This is a genomic window from Flexilinea flocculi (genome assembly GCF_001192795.1).
Lineage (GTDB): Bacteria > Chloroflexota > Anaerolineae > Anaerolineales > Anaerolineaceae > Flexilinea > Flexilinea flocculi.
On the sequence record NZ_DF968180.1, the window covers coordinates 131,786 to 149,412 of the forward strand.

At 43.9% G+C, this 17,627-nt stretch carries 16 protein-coding genes; 8 read left to right on the forward strand and 8 right to left on the reverse strand.

Annotation, left to right across the window (positions count from 1 at the left end):
• The first annotated feature begins 270 nt into the window (after positions 1–270).
• The gene (locus ATC1_RS02650) at positions 271–1,866 is read left to right on the forward strand and encodes a trypsin-like peptidase domain-containing protein (RefSeq protein ID WP_062278135.1); all 1,596 of its coding nucleotides are present in this window, start codon (positions 271–273) and stop codon (positions 1,864–1,866) included.
• A gap of 68 nt (positions 1,867–1,934) precedes the next feature.
• On the opposite strand, the gene ATC1_RS02655 is transcribed toward ATC1_RS02650, so the two are convergent.
• The 7 genes from ATC1_RS02655 to lysW form a co-directional block, all read right to left on the reverse strand.
• On the reverse strand, positions 1,935–3,107 hold the full coding sequence (locus ATC1_RS02655; RefSeq protein WP_172667698.1) for an alkaline phosphatase family protein: 1,173 nt from the start codon (positions 3,105–3,107) through the stop codon (positions 1,935–1,937).
• Positions 3,108–3,286: 179 nt separating this feature from the next.
• A complete protein-coding gene (locus tag ATC1_RS02660) occupies positions 3,287–4,063 on the reverse strand; it encodes a sulfite exporter TauE/SafE family protein (protein WP_062278138.1) in 777 nt (258 codons plus the stop codon).
• A 314-nt stretch (positions 4,064–4,377) separates the two neighbouring features.
• A complete protein-coding gene (locus ATC1_RS02670) occupies positions 4,378–5,448 on the reverse strand; it encodes a M20/M25/M40 family metallo-hydrolase (protein ID WP_082174627.1) in 1,071 nt (356 codons plus the stop codon).
• A 269-nt stretch (positions 5,449–5,717) separates the two neighbouring features.
• Positions 5,718–6,542, reverse strand: coding sequence for a [LysW]-aminoadipate kinase (locus ATC1_RS02680; RefSeq protein WP_236688107.1), 825 nt, complete (start codon positions 6,540–6,542; stop codon positions 5,718–5,720).
• Positions 6,543–6,696: 154 nt separating this feature from the next.
• Positions 6,697–7,731, reverse strand: a complete 1,035-nt coding sequence (argC, locus tag ATC1_RS02685) for an N-acetyl-gamma-glutamyl-phosphate reductase (protein WP_062278144.1) — start codon at positions 7,729–7,731, stop codon at positions 6,697–6,699.
• On the reverse strand, positions 7,728–8,579 hold the full coding sequence (lysX, locus tag ATC1_RS02690) for a lysine biosynthesis protein LysX (RefSeq protein ID WP_062278146.1): 852 nt from the start codon (positions 8,577–8,579) through the stop codon (positions 7,728–7,730). The genes argC and lysX overlap by 4 nt, the downstream gene beginning before the upstream one ends.
• Positions 8,579–8,749: a lysine biosynthesis protein LysW gene (gene lysW, locus ATC1_RS02695; protein WP_062278147.1), complete on the reverse strand. Its 171-nt coding sequence runs from the start codon at positions 8,747–8,749 to the stop codon at positions 8,579–8,581. Before lysW ends, lysX begins: the two co-directional genes overlap by 1 nt.
• 389 nt (positions 8,750–9,138) lie before the next feature.
• Here lysW and thrC point away from each other — a divergent pair, with 389 nt between their 5' ends.
• From thrC to ATC1_RS02735, 7 genes are read left to right on the forward strand one after another with little or no spacing between them, the layout of a single operon-like run.
• Positions 9,139–10,197 carry a threonine synthase gene (thrC, locus tag ATC1_RS02705; RefSeq protein ID WP_062278151.1) on the forward strand — a complete coding sequence of 353 codons (1,059 nt, stop codon included), beginning with the start codon at positions 9,139–9,141 and terminating at the stop codon, positions 10,195–10,197.
• A complete protein-coding gene (gene thrB / locus ATC1_RS02710) occupies positions 10,194–11,102 on the forward strand; it encodes a homoserine kinase (RefSeq protein WP_062278153.1) in 909 nt (302 codons plus the stop codon). The genes thrC and thrB overlap by 4 nt, the downstream gene beginning before the upstream one ends.
• A gap of 17 nt (positions 11,103–11,119) precedes the next feature.
• Positions 11,120–11,740 carry a LysM peptidoglycan-binding domain-containing protein gene (locus ATC1_RS02715; RefSeq protein WP_062278155.1) on the forward strand — a complete coding sequence of 207 codons (621 nt, stop codon included), beginning with the start codon at positions 11,120–11,122 and terminating at the stop codon, positions 11,738–11,740.
• Positions 11,741–11,750: 10 nt separating this feature from the next.
• Positions 11,751–12,860: a tRNA-ribosyltransferase family protein gene (locus ATC1_RS02720; protein ID WP_062278157.1), complete on the forward strand. Its 1,110-nt coding sequence runs from the start codon at positions 11,751–11,753 to the stop codon at positions 12,858–12,860.
• Positions 12,850–13,659: a class I SAM-dependent methyltransferase gene (locus ATC1_RS02725; protein ID WP_062278159.1), complete on the forward strand. Its 810-nt coding sequence runs from the start codon at positions 12,850–12,852 to the stop codon at positions 13,657–13,659. Before ATC1_RS02720 ends, ATC1_RS02725 begins: the two co-directional genes overlap by 11 nt.
• Positions 13,656–14,498 carry a class I SAM-dependent methyltransferase gene (locus tag ATC1_RS02730; RefSeq protein WP_062278161.1) on the forward strand — a complete coding sequence of 281 codons (843 nt, stop codon included), beginning with the start codon at positions 13,656–13,658 and terminating at the stop codon, positions 14,496–14,498. Before ATC1_RS02725 ends, ATC1_RS02730 begins: the two co-directional genes overlap by 4 nt.
• Positions 14,491–15,975: a hypothetical protein gene (locus tag ATC1_RS02735; protein ID WP_062278163.1), complete on the forward strand. Its 1,485-nt coding sequence runs from the start codon at positions 14,491–14,493 to the stop codon at positions 15,973–15,975. Before ATC1_RS02730 ends, ATC1_RS02735 begins: the two co-directional genes overlap by 8 nt.
• Before the next feature lie 97 nt (positions 15,976–16,072).
• Here the strand turns inward: ATC1_RS02735 and ATC1_RS02740 are convergent, their stop codons facing one another.
• Positions 16,073–17,416, reverse strand: coding sequence for a sn-glycerol-1-phosphate dehydrogenase (locus ATC1_RS02740; protein ID WP_062278165.1), 1,344 nt, complete (start codon positions 17,414–17,416; stop codon positions 16,073–16,075).
• Between the last annotated feature and the right edge of the window lie 211 nt (positions 17,417–17,627).

The following is a 17,627-nucleotide window of genomic DNA, read 5'->3' on the forward strand; positions in this document are numbered from 1 at the left end:
ATTACTGTTATAAAAAATGGATAAATAAATATTTGTTTCCAATCCACCATTTAAAAAGCCAATCTATACTTCAAATTACGGTAAAAATACCCAAAATTTCTTAAAAAATGGTTTTTTTAATCAGAACTTAAGGTTTTTAAGGAATTGGTTTAAACGAAAGTTAATATTCTGCTAACAAATCCGTAGTAATCTTATTATCAATGAAATATAAATTTACAATTTATCTTGCAGTTTTCTGGAAGAAAGATAAAAAAAGAAAAGGAGCAAAATATGAAAAAAACATCAAAAATCATCTGGTTATCCGTAATCCTCATCCTCGCAATCAGTTTCGGGGCTTTCAGACTGGTTCAGGGACAGGAAACCGTATCACAGACAGACGTTGCTGCAGCAAAACTCTCCCTGAGTTCGCTGTATGATCAGATTAATCCATCAGTTGTATTTGTTTCGGTTGCCATTCCGGCTAAAACAACATCGCTGGATCAAGGTCAGGATAATCCCTGGGATAATTTCGATTTTCAGAACATTATCCCCTTCTTCGAACAGTATAATCAACAGGAACGACCGAATAAAAAACAGCCTGAACCGGATAATGATAATGAAAAACCGATGCAATATGGTTCCGGTACCGGTTTTGTGTATGATACCGAAGGTCATATTGTGACGAACAATCATGTTATTGAAGATGCCGCAGAAGTAACTGTAACCTACTATGATGGTATCGTGCGTGACGCAGAGGTTATCGGAGCAGATCCGGACAGTGACCTTGCCGTATTGAAAGTTACCGATGCTCGGACCGATATTCAACCGGTAACATTGGGTGATTCATCGAAGGTAAAAACCGGCGATTTCGTTGCTGCCATCGGCAACCCGTTCGGTAACACGGGGACGATGACACAGGGTATCGTGTCAGCGCTTGGCCGCAGTTTCTCCTTGGAAAGCGGATCCGACGAAACCGGTCATTATTCGATACCTGACATGATTCAGACTGATGCTGCGATTAATCCGGGCAACTCCGGTGGTGTGTTGATCAATCTGAATGGGGAAGTTATCGGTGTAGTCAACTCTTTCTCATCGTCAACCTATTCCTCGGCAGGCATCGGCTATGCAATTCCTTCCAACCTGGCAATCAGAGTCGTACCAAAACTGATCAGTGATGGTTCGTACCAGCATGCATGGATCGGAATGAGCGGAATTGCCCTGACTCCTGAAATCAATGAAGCGCTGGAGCTTGATCATGATCAACGTGGTGCTTTGATCCAGACCGTTCAAAAAGACAGCCCTGCTGAAGCAGCGGGTATTCAAGGTGGTAAGGAAACCATCGAGATCAGCGGTTCAGAAATTTACAGTGACGGCGATATCGTTACAAAAATAAATGATCGCGTTGTCAAAGGAATGGATGATGTCATTTCTTATCTTGCATCCAATACCAGTGTCGGAGATAAAATTACACTCCATATTTTGCGTGACGGAAAAGAAATTGACATGGATGTCACATTAGCAGCTCGTCCATCCTCTGAAGAACGGGAACAAAAGGCTGAAGTAATCGCACAAAATGGCAAAGGAAATGCCTGGATCGGTACCTATGTCAAAGATATTACAGCGGAAGATATTAAATCGTTGAATCTCCCCGAAGGAACCGAAGGTGCGCTGATCAGCCAGGTCACCAAAGATAGTCCGGCAGATGATGCCGAATTACAGGTCAATGATATTATCCAAAAAATGGATGATCAGGAAATTCACAATGTCGATGAGTTGAAAGAAGAGCTCGCAAAATATTTGCCGGGTGAACGTATTACTCTGACGATTCTACGCGATAACGAGACCATTGAAGTCAGGCTGACGCTTGGAACCACTGTCACACGCTGACAGGAAAAATCAGAATAAAAAAACGGCTGAATTTTTTTCAGCCGTTTTTTTATTCAGCATCACTTTTTTTATTTCACCAGAATCAACGGTACGAACATTTCCTCTGCAGTCAAACCGGCATGATGTCCATTAAATTCTTTCGGAGGACGAAAACCATCCGGAGCAAAGAGAATATCACTGTTCCCAATTCCGCAGGCGATAAAATCACCGAGAAAATCTTTTACCTTTGGGTGCATCCGACCTTCCCCCAGCATTTTTTTCGAAAGGAATTCATCCTGGCTAAACAATAAAAACTCATTTCCAAATTCACGTTTGAATCTTTCCGCAAAAGCGTCTTCACGACCTGGGTGGACATAAAGAAATTTTGCCCTTGGATCGCCTGCCGGAAAATTTCGCAACAGTTCATTCAAAGGCTGTACCGAGTTGAGGTAAAAATGATTGTTGATATCCTGCATTCCATGGTCGGCTGTGATGATCATCAAAGTGTCTTCAAATTGATCTGCATATTCAGCAAAAAGCCGGTCTATGTTTTCAAGAAATTCCGACACTTCAGGATGTGTCAAACCATTTTTATGCAGCAGATCATCTGGAGATTTATAGTAACTGAAAATGAAATGATCGCCCGGTTCTCTCGATTTTTCAAGCGTTGTTTGCAATAAGGATTCAAATGATCCGATCTTTGTCAGATATTTTCCGGCTAAATCGACCAGACGAGGCCGAGCAATATCGGTAAATACACAATGAATTTTGACAGAGCCTTGTGTTGATTCTTCAATTTTCGGCAGAATTGGATCAAAGTTCATAAAGTCGAGTACGTTCTTCTCATTTCGATCGATCAGATCGCCTGTGAAAGAATCCCTGTATGGGAAAAGGTCAATCACCTGTTTCCATTCCTTAAAGTAAAGACTCCACGCCAGCCAGGAATGGGATACAGGCTGTAATCCGGAGAAAAATGAGGAGGTTACACAAACGGTGGTGCAGGGATACACTGCCGTCAACTCCTTGCGAAGATTTCGGCGAAGAAAACTGTCTGTTGAAAGGTTTTTCTCAAGAATACGTGAGCCCATTGCATCCATCAGAACCATTACAACATTTCGATATTTTTTGGATGCAAGTTCATCATCCAGTTCGGATATAGATGGTGTGGCACAAGGGATATTGTAATATCGAAGTAATGAAGAAATGATGCCTAAATTGTTGTTGGAATAATCCGGAAATATAATTTGATTTTTGGGTTGCATTGATTTTTTTTCGGGCTGATCTACAATCATTTGAATTTTGAAAACTTTTCAAGAAAAAGAGGAAAACTTGTCATTGTGCTGACGCTGCGAAGAGCGTAAAAAATAACACTACCCTAAATAATCCTTCTCATCATCCGAATCGCTGTGTAACAAGAGTAAAAAAGCCCGCTTTTCCTTTTCTATAATAAGAAATCCAGAATTTGTTTGATAATAAGACCTGAAACGACAATAATAAAAAATATTCGGATAAATTTACTCCCCTTCAAAACCGCCAATTTCACACCGCATACAGCTCCTGCCATATTAAAGGCAGCCATTAAGATGCCCAGAAGATAATATCCATAACCGCTGATGATGAAAAGAAGCATGGCTCCGATGTTGGTTGCTAAATTGACAACTTTTGAGGATGCAGAAGCCTGTAAAAAGTCTAATCCAAATATAAAAATGAAACAAAGGATTAAAAAATTTCCGGTTCCTGGTCCAAAGAAACCGTCATAAAAGCCGATAAACACACCGACCAGCAAACCAAGAATGATTTTGCTCTTTTTTGAAACGCCGGCTTTTTCGGTATCGTCCCCCAAATCCTTTTTTAGCAGTGTATAAATCAGGATTACGATCAGCAATACTGTCACTAAAGGGCGCATCCATTGATTTGGAACTCGTGTCGCGGTCAGCGCTCCGCAGATACTGGCAAAAAAAGCAATTGCCGCAATTGGAATCATGCGTTTCCAATGTATCGGCACTTTTTTGGAATACTGAAAAATTGCCATGCCGGTTCCAAAAGCGGAAGACATCTTATTGGTACTGAGAAGCATAACAATGGGTACATTTGGCAGAACAGCCATTAAACCGGGCAGTTGTATTAAGCCTCCACCACCAGCAATTGAATCAATGGCTCCGGCTAAAAAAGAGAAAAAACAAGCCCCAATTATTTGGAATATGGAAATATCAGGCATAAAAGGTAATATTTTCTTTCTATCAGTTTATATTGCCAGAAAGATTATAACCCCCAAAAGGAGCTTTTCCTGAAAAGAGGATCAGCGATTTCAAATATGGAAAGAAATATTTACTGTTATGAAATATTTTCTCTCTCTGTTCAAAATGGATATCCAAATTTCGAATTTCTGAAAGAGGACTGTCTGCAGCGGTTTGAATTATCAGAGGAAGTATTTGTTGTTGTGTTGGTTTTGCCCAGAGCGCAAAACCAACACAACAACAAAAATTGGTATACAAATCGAGTTATCAGTAATTTTCAATACGAGAAGAGTACTTATTTTGTCAGACGTCTGAGTACATCGATGAGTATCTCTTTCGCTTTAATAAATTCAGGCAGATATAGGTGCTCATTCGGTGTATGATCCAGCGTTGAATCACCGGGTCCATAGGCAAGGCCGGGACAATTCCATGCAGGAGCCACCAGATTCAGATCCGCTGTGCCGGTTTTATAAACAAAGGCAGGTTGCCCACCGTTCGCGCGGATCGCCGGAAGGAATGCCCGAACCAGCGGTGAATTCTTTTCTCCGCGATATGCCGGTGTTGGGAATGCGGAATGAGAAATAATCGCATCCGGAGCAATCGATTCTAAAACTGCATAAAAATCTTCCGGCATAAATCCTGGCGGAATTCTGGCACTGACCACCAATCGTGCCCATTGAGAAAAACCATCTTTTCCCGAATACCAGTTTGTCAGTGAAAACATAATCTGATCAAAAATTTTAGGACGGGATTGATTGTATTCCTTACACCACAAACGAATTTTTCCCCAAATTTCGGAAGCAATTTCACATGCAGTAGCCTCTTCACTGGCGCCATGGGTTACATCAGAAGAAATTTGGATACTGGACCACGCGCATCCTTTATACCCGAGGGCAATGCGATCCCAGCGGCTGGGTTCACCCACGATAACCAGTTCCGGTGAAAAATTGGGCAGCACAAAACGTGCCCCCATTCCATCACATTCCTCATCGACACAGGCAATTACAACAATCTGCCAGCCTGGAATTGATCCGAGTTGTGCGACACTGTCCACAAAACAGGATAAAGGCGCTTTCGCATCGACAGAACCACGACCGTATAGAATGTTATTTTCCACCGAAAACGGGATTTCCCCCGGAACTGTGTCAATATGTCCGAGCAGTACTAATTGTCTCGGACCATCTCCCATCACACCGATTGCATTACCACCACCGTCGACATAGGATTTTGTAAAACCCAGCGCTGCCATTCTGGCAACAAGCCAAAAAACAGCATCCGCTTCCGATCCGCTGGGGCTATACTTTTCCACCAGCCCGAATAACGTTTTGAATTCTTCCGGAGCTGTCAGCCAGTAATTATTCTCCATTCGTTGATGATCCTTATTCTCAGCGATTTGAATTATTGGAAAGACTATTTTTATTGCATTGTTTTTCACGAAGCGCGTGTGCAATACAACAATAAGTTTTCCTTTTTGATTCGAAAGGTTATTCTAAATCTTGAATTGTTGCCTGATTCCGTAATCGTTATAATTCTGAATGATTGTAGTCAACAATTTTCGATTATAGAGAAGATTGCTTGTTTTTCTGTTGCTGAAAAAGTGTTGCAAGGATTGTCGAACAATCCGAAGAGCAATGCTCAGCTAATCCATGTACAGTTGCCGGCAAGTGCATGATCAATCGGATTTTCCACACTGCCGTCCGCAATTAATACCCTGCCTACTCCTTTTTCAAGTGCTTCCTGTGCTCCTAACACTTTATTTTTCATTCTACCTTGTGCATAGTCCTGCAGCACTTCAATATCTTTTCGATCGACTTTTTTAATCAGCGTGGCCTCATCCGGAAACGATTTCATCAATCCCGGCACTGCTGTCAGCAGAATTAATGTATCCGCTTTCATCGCTGCAGCCACTTCAGCAGCCGCACGATCCGCATCCACATTGAGCGGTTCACCTGTCTTGCCGATTGCAACAGGTGCGACGACCGGTACTAGTCCCGCTGTAAGCAAAATATGCAACAGATCAGCCCGGACTGTATCTATCTTCCCGCTGAAATCATCGCGGATGATCCGGCGTTTTCCATTTTCAACACTCTGAATCGCTTCTTTGCGCGTTGCCTGAATCAGTCTTCCGTCCATACCGGATATACCGAAGGCATTTACCCCGTTTTCCTGGAGTTGTGACACTAATTTCGAATTCACTTTCCCGTTAACAGCCATGATAAATACTTCCATGGTCTTCTGATCTGTATATCGGGAAGTATGCCCGGAGGGTGATGTAATAAAACGCGGTGGGACATTTAATTCCAATCCAAGCTGGTTGGCTTCCGCAGACCCGCCATGAACCAGGATTAATTGTTTTCCTTCCATAATCATACGGGCAGCATTGACACAAATGTGCGAAAAATCCACACCCTCTGTTCCGCCAATTTTTACAACCATTATTTTTTGATTTTCATCATTCATAGCTTAATTTCCCTCCATTTGAGAAGTAATCACCAATTTGAATTATGAGAGGGATTATTTGTTGTTGTGTTGTTTTTGCGCTCAGCGCAAAAACAACACAACAACAAGTTTTCTCTTTTTTACTCAAAAGGCTTTCCCAAATTTCGAACTGCTATTATATGGGATGCAAGCCTGTGAATTCTAATCCCGTAGTTTCATCCATACCTGACATCAGATTCATGCATTGTATGGCCGTTCCTGCAGCACCTTTCATCAGATTATCAATGGCACAAATTGAAATTAAATGACCATTCTGTGGATCAAAGTCGAATCCAAGATCCGCGAAGTTTGATCCTGCCAGAATTTTAGGTTCCGGAACTCTATATATCCCTCTTTGCTCATGGACCAGTCTCAGAAATGGGTTTTCATTGACTACAGTCCGATAAGCTGCCCATAAATCCTTCATCGTTACGGCAGATTTTGCCGCTGCATGGACGGTTGCCAGCGCACCGCGCACCAGTTCAACCGATGTCATCGTCAGCGCAACTTTAGAAAGATGCATTTCCTGCATCACTTCCGCAGTATGACGATGTCCAAAACACGAAAATGTTCGAACGGTATTGCTTCGTTCCGGATGGTGCGATCCGGCATTTCCTTCCGCGCCGCCTTCGGAGGAACCAACTTTTATTTCAACATAAACCGGCTGATCCAAATCAATCAGTTCAGCTTTAACCAGCGGCATTAATGCCAGGTTGGCAGCAGTCGCATTGCATCCCACTCCGCTAATGTACTGCGCATGTCTAATTTCTTCTCGATGCAGTTCCGGCAAGCCGTATACAAATTTGGGCATCCATTCCGGTGCCAGATGGGGACTTCCATACCACTGCTGATACGTTGTTTCGTCTTTCAGGCGAAAATCGGCTGAAAGATCGATGATTTGTGGAGCCAGTTCAGCGTATTTTTGAATTTTCTTCATCGCCTGGCCATGGGGAAGAGCAAGGAATAAAATATCCACCGGTTCCACCTGATCCGGATCACAGAACTTCAACATGGTCCGTTTTCTTAGGTTTGGATGCACCTGATAGACATATTCGCCTAAATGGGAACGGGATGTGACCTGGGTTACCTCCGTCCCCGGATGATTCAACAAAAGACGGAGTAATTCACCACCACCGTAACCCGATCCTCCAATAATCGCAGTCTTTATCATCGTTTTGCCACCTTCAGAACATATTCAACAATATGATCGGCGATATTCACACCGGTTGTCGGCTGTAGCGTATGGAATTCCATCGTATGATTGATTTCATTGATCATCAAACCACGGTTCGCATCTTCAAAAACATCAACCGCCAGAATTTCACCACCTACAGCAGCGGCTGCTTTGAGGCAGATCGATTCCAGGTCAGGCGTGATGGGACAAATTTCCCCTTCACCGCCACGCGCCGTATTGGTAATCCAATGCTGCGATTTCCTGTAAATGGCTGTAACGACTTTGCCGTCTATGACAATTGCACGGATATCCCGCCCCGGTTTGTCAATATATTCCTGGACATAAAAAACGGAGTGTAAAGCAGAACCCAGTGTAGATTTGTGTTCAAGGATTGCTTCCGCAGCATCGCGATCGTTCAGTTTTGCCAGCAGTCTGCCCCAGGAGCCCACAACCGGTTTTATTACTACAGGATAACCAAGCGCTTCAATGGCATCCAATGCGGACTCAGGTGTGAAAGCGCAAACATAACGAGGCTGTGGAATGCCTGCTTTTTCCAGCGCGCAGCTCGTTGCCAGTTTATCACCGCAAACTTCAGCTGTCAGCGCGGTATTCACAGTCCGAATACCCCATCCATTCAAAACTTTCAGAGCATAAAGCCCGCTGTAATAACTGATACTGCGTTCTAAAACGCAGTCATATTGCTGCCAGGTCTCTACTCCCTTGGAATCCAGTACCAGCTTACGGTCATCGATTCGATCATAATCGACTCCGCGGGATTCAAGAGCTTCGAAAATCCATTTTTCTTCGACACGAAGACGGGAAAATAGCACACCGATTTTCGGCATTATTCTCCCCAATCTTCCTGTTCCATCGGGGCTTCTTCAGCTGTCAATGGATCCAAAGATACAATTTCCAAATCAACACCACAATCCGGACACACAATGATCTCTCCGAGTTCTACAGACGGATCTACTTCGATTTCGGCTCCACATACAGGACAAGTAACGGTTTTCATGATGAATCTCCTTCATTTTTTATTCAAATGGATATAAAAAGCCCTCCTTGAAGGAGGGCTGCTTTTCACATATAAGACCGATCAGTGACAAAACACGACATCCCCGCTTCAAACCTGAAGGGAGTAATATCGGCTGGTTCGTCGAACAAATTGATCGAATAACATAACTTTAGTTTATATATTTTTCAAAAACTGTCAACTGTTTTTTAGGAAACCATGATAATCAATGGCTTTTTTTCGGTGTGAATCGGCTTTTGGTAGAAAGCTAAGAAATCATTCACACCCATATTTCGAATTGCTGCTCTGAGACGGCTTTTTCGATAAAATATATTAGAATAGTAGACATAAATTTTCAAAGAAACGCGAATGCGTATCAGAGAGGAAAAATTATGAATTATCAAGGCGTCATCAATCGTTATCGTGATCTGATCCATTTGCCGACAGACATCGATCCTGTAACCCTTCTGGAAGGAAATACGCCTTTAATACCGGTTCCGGCATTGGCGGAAGAACTTGGCGGCGGATTTGAACTGTACATCAAGTTTGAAGGATTGAACCCGACCGGTTCTTTTAAAGATCGTGGCATGACGGCAGCTATGACCATGGCGAAAGCAAAAGGTGCAAAAGCTGTAATATGTGCATCCACCGGCAACACTGCCGCTTCTGCAGCAGCGTATGCACGCAGAGCAGGATTGCGGGCAATCGTCATGATTCCGGAAGGAAAAGTCGCCGTAGGGAAACTCGCCGGAGCGATTGCATATGGTGCTGAAGTGATTCAAATTCCCGGTTCTTTCGATGAAGCGCTTTCGTTAGTTGTGGAAATCAGCCAAAAAAGTACAGTCGAGCTGGTCAATTCTCTCAATCCATATCGTTTGGAAGGTCAAAAAACGTCCTCTTTTGAGATTTGCGATGTTCTTGGTCAGGCTCCTGACTGGCTTTGTCTGCCAGTTGGAAATGCAGGGAATATTACTTCGTACTGGATGGGATTTAAACAATATCATCAATTGAAAAATACTGGATTGCCGCACATATTGGGTGTTCAGGCTGCAGGTTCAGCACCTTTAGTTATCGGGCATGCTGTGGATCATCCGGAAACAATTGCAACCGCAATACGAATCGGCCGTCCGGCTCGCGGTGAAGAAGCGCTGGCAGCTGCGGAAGAATCTACAGGAAAAATCATTGCTGTAACGGATGATGAAATTCTGGCAGCTCAAAAAATGTTAGCTCTGAACGGAATCTGGGTAGAGCCGGCTTCTGCAGCAGGCATTGCCGGATTAAAAGCTCAAATTCAAACCGGTTCCATCAATGTCAACCAGAAACGCATCGTTGCAATCTGCACAGGTCATGGCATGAAAGATCCGGACATCATCACATCCAAAATGACCAAACCGACACTGCTGCCAGCTGATTATGATGCGATTGAAGCTTTCATCCTGAGAAAGCCATGACTCCGCAAAGAATCACAGTTCACGTTCCGGCAAGCACTTCGAATATCGGTCCCGGTTTTGACTGCATCGGACTGGCATTGGATATTTGGAATGAGACAGTTTTTTCATTTGACCAGGAAGGACGAACGATCAACAGCGTCGGGTACAAGCCGGAAATTGAATCAGAGCCTGAAAATAATCTGGTTTTTCAGGCTTTTTCAGAATTTTGCAGACTGCATGGCAGTGTACTTCCGGCAAATCTTCATATCGATTGTACAAACCGAATTCCAATTGGAGCCGGTTTGGGTTCCAGCGCTGCCGCAACGCTGACAGGGTTACTTGCAGCAAATGCATGGCTTAATGCCAATATTACTGATGAAGATTTGCTCAAAATGGCACTATCGATTGAGGGGCATCCCGACAATTCAGCTCCGGAAATATTTGGCGGTCTCATTGGAATGAGTGCTGATGAAGGTACAGTCTGTACTCATCGTTTCCCGATCGCACCATGGAATACGGTTATTCTGATTCCAAAAATTAATTTGCCAACGAAAACCGCAAGAAAAATTTTACCGGAGACAATTCTCAGGAAAGATGCTATATTTAATATTGGACATGCGATTTTAGTGATGCAAGCGCTCGCTGAAGGAAATGAAGCGCTGCTTCAGTTTGCAATGAAAGATCGTCTGCATCAACCATATCGTATTCCTTTGATCACCGGATCGGATGCAATCATTAAAGCGGCAGAGAATACAGGCGCTGCAGCCGGTTTATCCGGAGCAGGACCTGGCATCATCGCGTTTACAATGTCGGACACGAATTTGCTGCGATCCAGGATGGCTGCAGCAGCAGAAAGCTTTCATCTGAAAATGGAAATCCTGACTCCTAAGATTTCTTGTTCCGGTGCATACATCACGATTGAATAAATCTTTTCGGAGGATCTATGAAAAAAACAATGCTCATTCTTTTTGCCGGGTTGATTCTATTTGCAGGTTGTTCTAAACAATCATCCACTGATCCGATCCAATCGTTGGAGAAAGCTACAATCAGTCCGGAACGAGCGTTAATGTTTGAGGCGACAAAACAGGTATGGGAATCCAACCAGGTACCGCTTGAGACAATGTCCGATCAAACGATATCCACAGAGGGAAATCCACCTGTGCTGGTTTCAGAACAAATCCCAAAGAATGAACCGATCGATTTCGAATCAGGTGTTCTTCCGGAAACCTATATCCTTCAATTTGGTGAAACGCCAAAATGCATTGCCAGAAGATACAATCTGAACTGGGCAGCCCTTTATTCTCTCAATCAAATTACATTTGAAAACGAAAATAATATTTCTTATGGTACGGTTCTAAAAATTCCAAAGAATACTGAGTGGAATGCTGCTCAGGGACCGAGATCCACCTCCGTTCATCCGACAATGTATACCGTACAGCAAGGTGACACTTTTAACAGCATCGCATGCATTTTCGGCGATGTTACGCCGGAAGCAATTGCAAAAAAGAATTCATTGAACCTGAATGAAGCCATTCTTCCGGGATTGAATCTGCAGATTCCCTGATGCGAGTTGGATGACAATCACAAATTCTTCCAATTCCTGGATCGATCTCCCGCATGGGAGATTACAGTATCCGGTTTACCTACCAGACGCAACCTACGGGATGGTCCGCAGTGTTGATGCTGCTGATCTGGAAAATGTGTCAGTCCAAGGTTTGGTGATGAACACGTTCCATCTCATGCAGAAACCAGGCAGCCTGACGGTTCAATCGCTGCATGGCATGCACGAGATGAGTGGATGGACCAAACCAATTGTGACCGATTCAGGTGGTTTTCAAGCCTATTCACTGATTCATGAAAACGAAAAATTCGGGAAAATAACAGACCGTGGAATTACGATTATCCCGGAAAATTCAACCCATAAGTTACAACTTACTCCAGAAAAAACGGTTCAGCTTCAGATGGCATTTGGAACCGATATTGTCATATGTCTGGATGAATGCACCCATGCTGAAGCCTCTGACAGTGATCAGGTATTATCGGTGAATCGCACGCTTGCCTGGGCATCTCGCTGCAAAAAAGAATTCTTACGCTTGAAACAGCAGGTCTCGAAAAGCGAAGCTATTCAGCCAAAAATTTTCGGTGTCATCCAGGGAGGCGGATCGTTTGAATTACGGAAACGCTGTGCCGAAGAACTGCTGGAAATCGGATTTGACGGCTTTGGTTTTGGCGGCTGGCCTTTAGACAGCGAGGGAAACCTTTTATTTGATATCCTGCAATATACCCGGGAATTGATTCCGCCAGAATTTCCAATTCATGCCCTGGGAATCGGACATCCTGAAAATGTCGTTCGCTGTGTCAACCTTGGATATGACATCTTTGACTGTGCGATGCCAACACGCGATGCCAGGCATGGTCGTTTATATGCCTTCCGTGAAGAGTACCCTTCCTTTGACGGGAAATGGCTCCAATACCACTACATCAGCGACGAACAATATATCCGCTCCTCTCAACCGGTTTCGCCAGGTTGTGACTGTCTGACCTGCACGCGCTATTCCATGGGTTATCTGCGCCACCTTTTTAAAATGGGAGATACGCTGTTCCCTCGCCTGGCGACGATCCACAACATCCGAATTCTGACACGATTAACGGAGCTTCTGCGGGAAGAAAAATATGGAAAATGACTTCAATCCCGAAGAATTAATCGCAGAAATTCATAAAGGTCGCAATTTTCGGAGTATGGATCAGCAACTGACCAGGCAGCTCATCGTCCGAGAGATGCATTCCTCGAATAATCGCAAGGAGATCGTCAAGAATGTCAAATCCAAGCTGTATCAGATCGCATCAGCTTTTCGAAATGAGAAGATTGAAGACCCGAAGCTATTCGATTCATTCGCAGATCAAACCTGGCAAGATCAGGAAGCCGTCAAAGAACAATGCCTCCGTCTGATGAAGAATCATGCCTCTACGCGGGAACGCATGCCCATCCTCGAAGAGTTTTACCGCACGATTTTCTCCAATCTGCCGCCTATCGATTCGGTATTGGATCTGGCCTGCGGTCTGAATCCGCTTTCCATTCCGTGGATGCCATTGGAAAAAAACTTTTCCTATGAAGCGTACGATGTCTTTCAGGATTTGATGGATCTGATTAATGCATTTTTCCATCGTTTTCAGATCCATGGAATGGCAACGCAGATGAATCTATTGGAGAATTATCCCAGAAAACAGGCAGCTTTGACACTGCTCCTGAAAACGATTCCCTGTCTGGAACAAGTTGATAAAAATGCCGGTAAAAAAATTTTGTCTCAGATCGAATCCAAATTTGCAGTAATCAGTTTTCCCGCCCATAGCTTAAGCGGAAAAAACAAGGGAATGCCAAAAAATTACGAATCACATTTTCTTGAAATCTGCAACCCGGATGTTTGGGAGATTCAAAAAATCCTTTTTCCATCTGAACTGGTTTTTCTGATAAAAAGAAAATGAGTGTCGATCGTCCATCCACATTCACCTTCGATATTGAAGAGATACAAAAGACCGTCATCCGGAAAATTCTGCGATCCAGGAAATATCAGGCGCTTGATATTCCTGAAGACACCATTATGCAGCTATGGCAGCAGGAATCATCCAAAACAAAAAACTGGAAAGAGGCTGAAAAAAACGTCCGCGAAAAATTGCATCAGATTATCGCACCGTATTTGGGCGATCCGGACTATTCTTTGGCAGAACAGCAGCTGCTGGAAGCTTGTCAAAACGGGGAAGCAGCCGTGCAAAACTGGTGTAAAGATATGCTGCTGAGCCATTCATCGTCCAAAGAGCGTATGCCGCATATGGATGTTTTTTATCAAAAATTGTTTGAAAAAATCGGCAGACCACAAAGCATTCAGGATTTAGCTTGTGCCATGAATCCTTTTGCGTTTCCCTGGATGAACTTGCCAAAAAGCACGGTTTATTATGCGTATGATCTGCATCATCCTCGAATCAATCTGATCAATCGATTTTTTGGAATTCAAAGACTCCAATCGTTGGCAAAAGTCCAGGATATCCTGATCAACACACCGGAGATTCACACAGATGCCGCTTTCTTTTTTAAAGAAGCGCACCGATTTGAAGCACGCAGCAAAGGCTGCTGCAGAGATTTCTTTCGGCGAATCCAAACTGACTGGCTGGTTGTTACACTGCCTGCAGAAAACTTGACCGGTCAACATGGTATGCGAGATCGGCAACGGCGATTAATGGATAAGGCGATTGAAGGAAGCGGATGGGATATGGTTGAATTCGAAATAGAAACAGAAATGGTTTTTTGTATTCACAAATATGGCTAAAAAGCAATTACGAAATAATCAAGATCATGAAAATCCCAGACAGGATGCGTTGGATGCAGCGTGGGAGAAATTTCGCCCATTCATTCCGGAGGCCGAACTTTCCGCGATGGAATCTGCACTCAGCAAACCACTGGATCGCGCTTTTCGCCTGAATCCTCTGAAATTGGATCGACAAGAGGTAGAGATACTCGCGAAACGGTATGGTTGGACGCTGGAACAAGTCCCCTTCTGCCCGGACGGTTTTCGGGTTAGAACATACCAAACATCTCCCAGTCTGACGCGGGAACACCAGATCGGTCAGTATTACATTCAGGACACGGCTTCCATGCTGCCAGTTTCCTTATTTGATACGCGGTTGATGGAGTCCCGCCCGTTGATACTTGACATGGCAGCATCACCGGGAGGAAAAACCACCCACCTGGTTGCCCGCAGTCTCGACCAGGGTCTCATCATGGCAAATGATTCAAGCCTTTCCAGAATCAGCGCGTTAAAAACTGTTCTGAAAAATTGGGGAAGTCTGAACCATTTCATTACCAATTTCCCGGGAGAAAATTTCGGTTTATGGTACCCGGACACATTTGATTTCATCCTGCTGGATGCTCCTTGCAGTATGCAAAGCCTGGTTTCCATCGATTCTCACCCTATGCGGCCAATTACAGAGCGAGAAGAAAAAGCGCTGGCACAAAGACAGACTGCTTTGTTGGATTCTGCCATCCATGCATTAAAGCCAGGCGGACAGCTTGTTTATTCTACCTGTACATTATCACCTTATGAAGATGAAGCTGTTGTGAACCAGATTCTACAAAAATATGGCTCAAAAATCAGCGTTGCCAATGCGCAGGAAAAGCTTCCTTATCCTGCTCCGGGTTTAACCACAGACGGTATCCAAACATTTGATCCGTCTTTAACTGGCAGCATCCGATTATGGCCACATCGATACGAAACCGCAGGTTTTTTTGCTGCATTGATTTGCAAGCAGGATTCTTTCGGTGATCAAAGATCAGAAACTCCATTTCGATCCTGGGAAAAAAGCGGATTTACTGAAATGAATGTAGCCACGCAAGAAAAAATTGATACTTTTTTTAAAGAACAGTTCGGATTCTTGTTGAAACCTGTGTTGGAAAAATATGATTGTTCCCTGTGGCAGCGTGAGAATGAAGTTTGGGCATTATCCAATCGTTATTTCACCGAATTTTCTTCGCTTCCCTGTAAATCTGCCGGGATGAAAATCGCCTCGCTCACAGTCTCCGGCTTGATTCCGGACAATGATTGGATAAGTCGATTTTTCAAAGAAATGAAAAAAAACCGCTTTCTATTGGATGAAACTCAGACAGCTCGCTGGCTCCATGGAGAGGATTTGCCATCTGCAGATGGCAATTTATCAAAAGGGACAATTCTCTTGATGGTTGATGCCTGTGAGACGTATTTGGGTTGCGGTTTTGTCAGCGCCGGAAGAATTCGAAACCTATCGAAATAGTAAGGATGTTTCTCCCCAGCCGTGTGTCTCGCTTTTTCCCTTTCTGAAAATTCTAAGGAAAAGCGGACAAAGCCAATAACTGTAAGTGAAATTTCTCTCAGAAAAGTTCATCGGCAGCAGCTTCCAGCAATCCCATATCCCATAACAGGCTGCTTGCCATATATTTATTGCGCAAATCTTTTGTCGTTAGGAATGTTCGTTTCAGAATTTCCGGAGATATACCAATTTCCTGTGCGGAAATCGGAGCGCCAGCTGTCTGCAGTTGATTGCGTAATTGATTGAGATCTGGAAGATCTGTCTCGATGATTTTAACGATCTCGTCCCAACGCTGAGAAATCGTTTGAAATCGATTGGCATGTTTTTGCGGATCAAAACGATTCTCTGCTGCCGCCTGTCGAATGATGCTGTCAGCAGCAGATGGAAGAAATTCTCTTATGGATTGCTGCCATTTTTGCCAGTCAAATTCTTCCATGCAGGATTGCGCTCTGCTACGGTCTGGTTTCTGTTTTTTTATCAGATCATAAATCCGAATGGAATAGATCGTTCCGATCCCGACCTGAATGCCATGTAAATCCGGCATTTTACCGTTTTGAAGCGCCAGCATATCCCAAATATGGGAAAAATAATGGTCAATACCGGATGCCGGTCGCGTGGTTTCAGCAAAAGCCATGGCGATACCGGACATTACCAGTCCTTCCATGATATTCGCAATTGCCTGAGGGTCCCGGTTCATCAAACCGGATGATGAAGAAAGACACTTGTAAGCGGAATTCCGCATCAATGAAGCCACATTTTCGCAATAAAACTCTTCATTGATCAAGTTGGATAAGCGCCATTCAAGAAGTGCATTCGGTTTGGCAGCCATATCTCCTAGCCCGGCTTGCAGCATTCTGGTCGGAGCGTTGCATAACACATCCAAATCTCCGATAATCGCAACCGGACAGACACCTGGTACAGTCGATTTCAAACCGCTTACAACGTTGGAACAGGTTGGGGAAGCGAAGCCGTCCATCGAAGGAGCTGTGGCAACCGTGATCAAAGGGTTGCCGCTTAATCGGGCAATGATTTTGCTGATATCCCCGATAGAACCGGATCCAACTGCCAGGATTCCGTCACAGGTTGTATCGTATGCCATGGCAGCTAATCCGACTGCACTTTCATCCGATTCCGGCCTCTCAACTTGAAATATGTATTTTGCATAAGGAATATGGGATGCAGACAGGATTTCACTGATATCTCGGCCTGCCGCTTCATACGTGCATAAATCTGCAACCAGAAACGGCTTTGTGATGCCCGTTTTGTGAAGCATTGCTGGCAATCGGCTGATTGCTCCTTGAGCAATATCCACATATCGCAGATTCACGCGATGTACTTTGCCGCAGGAACAGACAAAACCTTCGGGATTTAAAAGATCGGAAATTGTGCTGGAAGAAAAATTCAAAATAAAGACTCCTGTTGCTTAGGATTTTGTAATTTCTGTTGCGTCAGAAAAAATATGGGAAAAACCAGCAATTTTTGATCCTTCCACGATTTCGAAACACTGACCAGCAATAATTTTGTCGATACAGTTCCTTCTCAAACATTTTTCCAGGAGCGATGTCTGACATTTCATCGACTCTCTCAATTTTAATCGAAAGCGATTGAAAAATCGT